The 4563-nt window shown below is 35.8% G+C and carries 4 protein-coding genes; all 4 read left to right on the top strand.

What is annotated here, in order from left to right:
- On the top strand, positions 1-459 hold a 459-nt coding region (locus ACZQCL_RS06755; protein WP_482482379.1), incomplete at its 5' end, for an HAD family hydrolase.
- 252 nt (positions 460-711) lie between these two features.
- A complete protein-coding gene (locus ACZQCL_RS06750; RefSeq protein WP_418583906.1) occupies positions 712-1575 on the top strand; it encodes a peptidase U32 family protein in 864 nt (287 codons plus the stop codon).
- Positions 1568-2770, top strand: a complete 1203-nt coding sequence (locus ACZQCL_RS06745) for a peptidase U32 family protein (RefSeq protein WP_418562543.1) — start codon at positions 1568-1570, stop codon at positions 2768-2770. Before ACZQCL_RS06750 ends, ACZQCL_RS06745 begins: the two co-directional genes overlap by 8 nt.
- 18 nt (positions 2771-2788) lie before the next feature.
- Positions 2789-4483, top strand: a complete 1695-nt coding sequence (locus ACZQCL_RS06740) for a proline--tRNA ligase (protein ID WP_482482376.1) — start codon at positions 2789-2791, stop codon at positions 4481-4483.
- Positions 4484-4563: the final 80 nt, after the last annotated feature.

The raw sequence follows: 4563 nt of genomic DNA, 5'->3' as shown, positions 1-4563 counted from the left end.
TATGATATTGAATTTTCGCATTCAAAAGCTGTAGAGTTTCAGTCTCGCTATAAATATTATCAGCATCATATTGAAATGGATGCACCATTGATTGATTATTTTTCAAATTGTGAAGATGAACTTGCGATTTTGACAAATGGAGAGGATGCGCATCAAAGAATGAAATTAGAAGTGCTTCATGTCTTTGATTATTTTAAACCTGAAAATGTTTTTACGAGTGGTCAAATTGGTGTCGCAAAACCAGATGTGAATGCATTTAAAAAGTGTATGGAAGCGATGCAGCAAGATATAAGTGAATGGTATTATGTGGGTGATAACTATATCAATGATATGCAGGGGGCTAAAAGTGCAGGCATGAAGACGATTCATTTTAATCGTCATCATCAAGTAAGTGGGCCTTGTGCAGATCATGTGGTATATAGTGCAAAGGAATTGGTTGAATTCATTAAAAAAGACTAGATTGAACTAGCCTTGTTAAGAATGTCGTAATGGCATTCTTTTTTTCTACAATTCTTCTTCTCCAATGATTTTATCCGACTATATTTCTACTTGTTTGGTGTCTTCAGTATAATCTTCAAATCTTTCGGTTAATGTTTGTTTGTTCATATTTATAGTATATATGGAATTAAGTCCGATTTAAATAGGAGGTTAAGTAGGCATAAAATCACATTTGTGGTAAAATAACTATGTATGTTTTGATAAGGAGTAATTATGTTTATAACAACAATTCATTCTATTGATTCATTAGAAAAATTAAAAAGAGCAAAGGCCGATGCCGTGATCATTGGTGTTGAACATTATTCGATTCGTTCGAGTATTACGGTAAAAAAAGATGATTTACAGCTTTGGAAAAAGAAGTGTAAAAAGCTTGGCCTAAAATTATATATCAACTTTTTAAGATTATGTATGGATGAAGATTTATCGGGTGTTCGTGAATACTTTTCTATTTTTAAAGAATTGGATGTGGATGGTATTTACTATGCGGATGAAGGTCTATATTTTGAGGCGAAACAATTGGGGATTGAATCCAAATTGATTTATCAACCGGAAACATTGGTGGCTTCAAGTGCAGATGTGGATTTTTATATGTCTTTAGGCATTCAGTCTGTATCTTTAGCACATGAATTGAGTCTTGAAGAAGTGGTAAGTATTGGAAAGCACAATCCGGATATTGAAATCTTAGTGCATGGGTATTTCTCAATTCTATATTCAAGAAGACCTTTGGTCACTAACTATTTAGAGGCTGTGAATAAACCGAAATGTTTATTACCGTGTCATTATGACTTGATTGAACAAACACGTGACAAACGTATGCCAATTGTGCAAGATGAGTCGGGTACACATATCTTTAGTGAAATGCCAATCAACTCATTACAGGAAATGTGGGATTTTACAGATGTAGGAATGCATCGCTTCCGCATTGATTCTTTGTTTTTTGATGATGATTGGACTGTTGAAATCTTGGGCTTATATGATTTAGCTTTACAAGGAATTAAAATTACGGATGATGAGTCAACAAACCGTTGGTATTTAGAAGAGACAATTAAGAAAAAGGAGGAGCAAGTAAATGAATAAGATTGAATTATTAGCTCCTGCTGGAAATTTAGAAAAAGCGAAGATTGCGATTTTATATGGGGCGGATGCCGTATATATTGGTGGTAAGCAGTTTAGTTTGCGTTCGCGTGCAAGTAACTTTTCCATTGATGAAATCGCAGAATTAGTCAAATTTGCGAATGCACATAACTCTCATGTGCATGTAACTGTAAACATGCTTCCGCATGAGTCGGATTTGGATGGTATTGAAGAGTATTTAAAAACTTTGGATTCGATTGGCGTGCATGCGATTATTGTGGCAAGTCCATCGATTATGATGTTGGCTAAAAAGCTTGGATGTAAGTTTGAAGTGCATGTATCAACGCAGCATTCTTCTACAAATTCAAGTGCTGCAAGATTCTGGAAAGAAAAGGGGATGGACCGTGTTGTTCTTGCCAGAGAATGTCAAATGGATGATATTCGTTCGATTTGTGAAGAGAATATATTACCAATTGAAGTCTTTATTCATGGAGGCATGTGCATTTCTTTTTCAGGACGATGTGTATTGAGTAATCATATGACGCTTCGTGATGCGAATCGTGGTGGGTGTGCGCAGAGTTGTCGTTGGAAATATCATTTAATGGATGGGCAAACAGAATTAAGTGATCCGACGAATTTATTCTCCATGTCTTCAAAGGATTTGCAGGCAGTGGATTATATTGAGGATTTCATCCATATGGGTGTAGCGTCTTTGAAAATTGAAGGGCGTATGAAAAGTGCTTATTATTTAGCTACGGTTGTTTCTAGCTATCGTATGTTGATTGATTATATTTATGAGCATGGGCATGCGGATGTTGAAATCATTGAGCGTGTAAAAAAGGAAATTGCCAAGGCAGAGAACCGACCGACAGGGCCGGGCTTCTATAATGGTCTTCCTGGATATAAGGTACAGTTGTATCAAGATCATGATGAAACGGTAACGCAGGAATATGTAGCCATTGTACAGGATTATGATAAAGAAAGTCAGATGGCGACTTTACAAGTAAAGAATCATTTCATGCCAAATCAGGATTTAGAAATATTTGGTCCTCACATTTTAAGTACGATTGTACATGTTGGGGATGTGTATGATAGTGAAGACAATGTATTAGAGGTTTGTAATAAGCCGATGCAGATCGTACATACAAAATGGTCTGGGCCTATTGAAGTCGATGCGATGATTCGTAAAATTAGATAGTGGAAGAGGTAAGTAAAGATGAAATTAAGTCAGAGTTTCTTTTATACATTAAGAGAAAATGCGAAAGATGAAGATAGCGTATCAAGTAATTTGTTGGTGCGTGCTGGAATGATCAAAAAATGTTCAAACGGAATCTATATGATCATGCCTATGGGAAAGAAGGTTCTTTCTAAAGTTGAAAATATTATTCGTGAAGAAATGGATGCGAAAGATGCACAAGAATTGTTGATGCCAGCATTGATTCCAGAAGATGTATATGTACAATCGGGTCGTCGTGAAGCCTTTGGTTCAAATATGTTTTCATTGAGTGATCGTTATAATAAGCGTTATGTTTTGGGTCCAACACATGAAGAATTGTTTGCGGTAGCGAGTAGTATGGATGGAAAATCTTATAAGGATTTCCCATATAACTTATATCAGATTCAAACGAAATATCGTGATGAAACTCGTCCTCGTTATGGATTGATTCGTGTTCGTGAATTCATCATGAAGGATGCGTACACATTTGATGTGGATGAAGCTGGATTGGATGTAGCCTACAACAAAATGTATGATGCATATTGCCGTATCATGGATCGTTTAGGATTGGAATATAAGATTGTTAAAGCGGATACAGGAGCTATGGGTGGTTTACTATCAGAAGAATATCAGGCTCTATCAAGTATTGGTGAAGACGTTGTTGTTGGATGTGTTGGTTGTGACTATTCTAGCAACTTAGAAATCACTGAAGTAGTAGATACTATGGAAGATTCTAGTGAAGAAGAACTTACTATGGAAGTTGTTGATACGCCAAACGCAAAAACAATTGAAGAAGTGGCTGCTTTCTTTGGTAAGAAGGAAAGTGATTTCGTTAAAACTTTACTATATAACGTAGATGGAAAGGTAATCGCATTCTGTATTCCTGGTGATCGTGAATTAAATGAAACAAAGGCATTGAAATTATTGGGTGCTAATGAAATGGAAATGGCAAGCTTTGAACAAGTAGAACAAGTTACACATGCTCGTGTTGGTTTTGCAGGCCCAGTCGGTATTGATTGTCCTGTATATATGGATCGTCAAATCAAACATATGAAAAACTTCATTGTAGGTGCTAACCAATCGGATCGTCACATTAAGAATGTAAATTGTAAAGATTTCGAGCCTGTTGAAGTGGCAGATCTTTGTCAGGTTAAAGAAGGGGATATTTGTCCTAAGTGTGGTAAGAAGTTAACTTTCCAACATGGTATTGAAGTTGGTAACTTATTTAAATTGGGTACAAAATATTCTAAGAGCATGAATCTTTACTATACAGATGCCAATAACCAATTACAGCCAGTTTGGATGGGAAGCTATGGTATTGGTCTAGAAAGATGTATGGCAGCCGTTGCTGATCAACACCATGATGATTTTGGTATTAAATGGCCAGTTGAAATTGCACCATTTAGACTTGCGATTGTTCCAGTATCTTTAAAGGATGAAGAACAAGTTAAGATTGCCAATGATCTATATGAATTCTGTAAAGAACACAAATTCGATGTTATTTTGGATGATCGTAATGAGCGTCCAGGCGTTAAATTTAAAGATATGGAATTGATTGGGGTTCCTTATCGTATTACTGTGGGTCGTGGTATTAAAGAGGGTAAGCTTGAGTGGACAGATCGTTATACGGGTGAAAAGACTGAAATTGCGATTGAGGATGTTTATTCTGAAATCGAAAAAGTTTTCGCCATGTAAACGCTTGTACTTGAGCTATAAACAAAAAATTAAGTTTTACATTTACTTTCATACAATTTTCTTGTATATTAGTCATAGTT

It is taken from the genome of Holdemanella sp., assembly GCF_056804935.1.
Note: the sequence above shows the minus strand (reverse complement) of the source record. Positions and strands in the feature narration are given on the sequence as shown.

Excerpts from the sequence above, each read along its gene's own strand:
- ACZQCL_RS06750 (WP_418583906.1), top strand. The coding sequence starts at position 712 with ATGTTTATAACAACAATTCATTCTATTGATTCATTAGAAAAATTAAAA.
- ACZQCL_RS06745 (WP_418562543.1), top strand. The coding sequence starts at position 1,568 with ATGAATAAGATTGAATTATTAGCTCCTGCTGGAAATTTAGAAAAAGCG.
- ACZQCL_RS06740 (WP_482482376.1), top strand. The coding sequence starts at position 2,789 with ATGAAATTAAGTCAGAGTTTCTTTTATACATTAAGAGAAAATGCGAAA.